Origin of the sequence: Neisseria sp. HMSC03D10, from assembly GCF_001807625.1 — a bacterium.
GTDB classification, from domain to species: domain Bacteria; phylum Pseudomonadota; class Gammaproteobacteria; order Burkholderiales; family Neisseriaceae; genus Neisseria; species Neisseria mucosa.
In genome coordinates, this window is record NZ_KV789584.1 from 1 (window position 1) to 4456 (window position 4456).

General features: G+C 55.2%; 4 protein-coding genes. All 4 read left to right on the plus strand.

The window, feature by feature from the left end:
- Window positions 1–332: 332 nt before the first annotated feature.
- The 4 genes from efeU to HMPREF3066_RS13175 all read left to right on the plus strand — a co-directional run bounded on the left by efeU (window position 333) and on the right by HMPREF3066_RS13175 (window position 4428).
- Window positions 333–1169: an iron uptake transporter permease EfeU gene (efeU, locus tag HMPREF3066_RS08980; RefSeq protein ID WP_003775827.1), complete on the plus strand. Its 837-nt coding sequence runs from the start codon at window positions 333–335 to the stop codon at window positions 1167–1169.
- Between the two features lie 54 nt (window positions 1170–1223).
- On the plus strand, window positions 1224–2387 hold the full coding sequence (gene efeO / locus HMPREF3066_RS08985) for an iron uptake system protein EfeO (RefSeq protein WP_070442305.1): 1164 nt from the start codon (window positions 1224–1226) through the stop codon (window positions 2385–2387).
- A 478-nt stretch (window positions 2388–2865) separates the two neighbouring features.
- Window positions 2866–4134 (plus strand): iron uptake transporter deferrochelatase/peroxidase subunit, encoded by a 1269-nt coding sequence (gene efeB / locus HMPREF3066_RS08990; protein ID WP_070442308.1) that lies wholly within the window; start codon window positions 2866–2868, stop codon window positions 4132–4134.
- 144 nt (window positions 4135–4278) lie between these two features.
- The gene (locus HMPREF3066_RS13175; RefSeq protein ID WP_168160669.1) at window positions 4279–4428 is read left to right on the plus strand and encodes a hypothetical protein; all 150 of its coding nucleotides are present in this window, start codon (window positions 4279–4281) and stop codon (window positions 4426–4428) included.
- Window positions 4429–4456: the final 28 nt, after the last annotated feature.

The window sequence follows — 4456 nt, forward strand, 5'->3', positions numbered from 1 at the left end:
CCTGCTACGAAGACTATGAACACGCTCTAAGGGCGGGAATATATTTTGACTGCCGTATCGGCTGTTGGGAGACGGGCTGGAAAAGTACGTTTATCCGATACTTTCGTCATTTCCTTGTTAACATTCGTAACGGTGTTTATTACTTAAAAATAAAAATTATTTGCATTTGTTTAATTATCGGTTTATAAATATTTAGGCATAAGGTCGTCTGAATTTTCTTGGAGAGGATTTATTGCAGCCGAATAGAATAGATAAGGCGGCGGGTGAAACGGCTTGGGTAAAAGAATAAATGGTTTAGTTTTGGATATTTAGTTTTAAGGTTTGTTTTATATATGTTGATTGCTTTTCTGATTATGTTGCGCGAGGGCATCGAGGCCGCCCTGATTGTGGGCATCGTCGCCGGTTTTTTGAAACAGTCGGGACATTCGCGGCTGATGCCTAAGGTGTGGCTGGGTGTGGCTTTGGCTGCGCTGATGTGTCTGGGCATCGGATACGGCATCCATTCGGCAACGGGCGAGATTCCGCAGAAGGAGCAGGAATTTGTGGTCGGCGTTATCGGTTTGGTGGCGGTGGCGATGCTGACTTATATGATTTTATGGATGAAAAAAGCCGCCCGTTCGATGAAGCAGCAGCTTCAGGATTCGGTTCAGACGGCCTTAAACCGCGGCAACGGCCAAGGCTGGGCTTTGGTCGGCATGGCTTTTCTGGCTGTGGCACGTGAGGGGCTGGAGAGTGTGTTTTTCCTCTTGGCGGTGTTTCAGCAGAGTCCGACTTGGTCTATGCCCGTCGGCGCGGTATTGGGGCTGCTGGCCGCAGTGGTCATCGGCGCGCTGATTTATCAGGGCGGTATGCGTCTGAATCTGGCGAAGTTTTTCCGCTGGACGGGCGCGTTTTTGATTGTGGTGGCCGCCGGTTTGGTGGCCGGTTCGCTGCGCGCGCTGCATGAGGCGGGCGTGTGGAACCACCTGCAAGAGGTGGTGTTTGATTCTTCCAAATACCTGCATGAAGACAGCCCGCTGGGCGTGCTGCTCGGCGGCTTCTTCGGCTATACCGACCACCCGACGCAGGGCGAGGTGCTGGCGTGGCTGCTGTATTTGGTTCCGGTCATGATTTGGTTTCTGCACGGCAGCAGGCCCGCCGCGGTGCAGAGGTCGTCTGAAAGCCATTAGTGGCGCTTAAAAATTCCGTATCCCATTCTTATCAACATGCCAAAGAGGTTTGAAATGAAAAAACTCAATATAACTGCTTTATCCGTGATGCTGGCTTTGGGTCTGACCGCGTGTCAGCCGCCCGAAGCGGAAAAATCCGCGCCTGCCGCGTCAGGTGCATCAAGCGCGAATGCCGACGGCACCGTCAACATCGGCGTGAACGACACCGCCTGCGAACCGATGGAACTGACCGTACCGAGCGGACAAGTCGTGTTCAACATCAAAAACAACAGCGGCCGCAAGCTCGAATGGGAAATCCTCAAAGGCGTGATGGTGGTCGACGAGCGCGAAAACATCGCCCCCGGACTTTCCGACAAAATGACCGTTACCCTGCTGCCGGGCGAATACGAAATGACTTGCGGCCTTTTGACCAACCCGCGCGGCAAGTTGGTGGTAACCGACAGCGGCTTTAAAGACACCGGCAACGAAGCCGATTTGGAAAAACTTGCCAAACCGCTTGCCGACTATAAAGTTTACGTCCAAGGCGAAGCCAAAGAGCTGGTTGCCAAAACCAAAGCCTTCACCGACGCCGTCAAAGCGGGCGACATCGAAAAAGCCAAATCCCAGTTTGCCGCCGCCCGCACCCACTACGAACGCATCGAGCCGATTGCCGAACTCTTCAACGAACTCGACCCCGCCATCGACGCGCGTGAGGACGACTTCAAAGACAAAACCGAAGACGCGGCCTTCACCGGCTTCCACCGCATCGAACACGCCCTGTGGGTCAAAAAAGACGTCTCCGGCGTGAAAGACATTGCCGACAAACTCATGAAAGACGTTGAAGCCCTGCAAAAAGAAATCGACGCCCTCTCCTTCCCGCCGAACAAAGTCGTCGGCGGCGCGGCAGTGTTGATTGAAGAAGTTGCCGGCAGCAAAATCAGCGGCGAAGAAGACCGTTACAGCCACACCGACTTGAGCGACTTCCAAGCCAACATCGAAGGCGCGCAAAAAATCGTCGAACTCTTCCGTCCGATGATTGCCGAGAAAAACAAAGCCCTGCTCGAGAAAGTCGATGCCAACTTCAAACAAGTCACCGACATCCTCGCCAAATACAAAACCAAAGACGGCTTTGAAACCTACGACAAACTCAGCGACGAAGACCGCAAAACCCTTCAGGCACCGATTAACGCCCTTGCCGAAGACCTGAGCCAACTGCGCGGCACACTGGGCCTCAAATAAACTTGACCCGCCCGTTTCAGACGACCTTTTGAGATACAAGGGGTCGTCTGAAAACTAATCGCTGATGCCCTCTCCACCGAAAGGGAACTGTTGTAGCGTGGGCTTTGCCCGCGAAAAACCCGAATACAGAAATCGTAGGCTGGGTCGGGTTTGCCAACCCAACCTGCCCTGCTGACAGCCGTATCAAAAATTAAACGGGTTAGCTGTATCGCCGTTCCAAGATTAGATTTCTGAGAAAGTTTGGTTTGCCCCAAATGCAAGCATTTCGGAGGTCCGCTAATCCTCCGGTAGAAGAACAGGTAGGGTGTGTGGCGCAGCCACGCACGCGGAAATCGCGCATCCCTTACCGTTTATTCGATTGATCGATGATTCAAAGTTTTCAGACGACCTTAAACGTCGTCTGAAAATTCAAAATAGCAAACTTAAACAAAACAACCGCGTACATACCGCAGCCCGAATCCCCGCAAAGGACTCCACCATGAGCCAAGACAACTCACAACCCGCCCAACCGACCAAACGCACCCTATTCAAAACCGTCCTTGCCGCAGGCGCAGCCGGCGCGGCAGGCTGGTTCGCCGGCAAACAACAAGGCGAAACCGCCGCCGAGACCCGCAACAACGAACACTCCCCGCAAGCCTACCCCTGCTACGGCACCCACCAGGCCGGCATCACCACCCCGCACCAGCTCTTCGGCATCATGTGCGCCTTCGACGTAACCGCCAAAGACCCCAAACAACTCGAAAACCTCTTCCGCACCCTCACCGCCCGCATCGAATTCCTCACCCAAGGCGGCGAATACCAAGACGGCGACGAAAAACTCCCCCCCGCAGGCAGCGGCCTGCTCGGCAAAACATTCCGCCCCGACGGCCTCACCATCACCGTCGGCGTCGGCAGCAGCCTCTTTGACGACCGCTTCGGACTCAAAGACAAAAAACCCCGCCACCTCCAAGAAATGCGCGACTTCCCCAACGACCGCCTCCAAAAATCATGGTGCGACGGCGACCTCAGCCTCCAAATCTGCGCCTTCACCCCCGAAACCTGCCAAGCCGCCCTGCGCGACATCATCAAAAACACCGCCCAAACCGCCGTCATCCGCTGGAGCATAGACGGCTGGCTGCCCAAAGCCGAACCCGGCGCCATCGCCGCCCGCAACCTCTTAGGCTTCCGCGACGGCTCCGGCAACCCCGACGTATCCGATCCCAAAATTGCCGACCAAGTCCTCTGGACAGGCATCGCCGCCAACAGCCAAGACGAACCCGCCTGGGCGAAAAACGGCAGCTACCAAGCCGTCCGCCTCATCCGCCACTTCGTCGAATTCTGGGACAGAACCCCCTTGCAGGAACAAACCGAAATCTTCGGCCGCCGCAAATACAGCGGTGCCCCCATGGACGGCAAAAAAGAGAGCGACACCGCCGACTTCGCCAAAGACCCCGACGGCAAGACCACCCCCAAAGACAGCCACATGAGGCTCGCCAACCCGCGCGACCCCGAGTTCATGAAAAAACACCTGCTCTACCGCCGCGCCTTCAACTACTCCCGCGGCCTCGCCGCCAACGGCCAGCTTGACGTCGGCCTGATTTTCATCTGCTACCAAGCCAACCTCGCCGACGGCTTCATCTTCGTCCAAAACCTGCTCAACGGCGAACCGCTGGAAGAATACATCAGCCCCTTCGGCGGCGGCTATTTCTTCATCCTCCCCGGTGTAGAAAAAGGCGGCTTCCTCGCCCAAAGCCTGCTCAGCGCGTGAACACAGGTCGTCTGAAACCTGACGGTGCATAGGTTTTATGCGTCAAACTCTCCCTGAAAAAGGTCGTCTGAAAACCAAGTATTCCGGTTTTCAGACGACCTTTCCGTCAAATGGGCACAAATTCAGAATAAGCTAACCCGTAGCGTGGGCTTCGCCCACGACCTTCCATCCGAACATCCGAATCTAATCCTCTCTTTTCATTCCGTGGGTAGAACCCACGCTACGGGCGGCTGGCTCTCCCGTCTGGCGGGAGAAGGTAGGTTCTACGGCTTGCACGAATTTGATTTTACCTAAACACACAAAACCACCCCCATCCTAACCT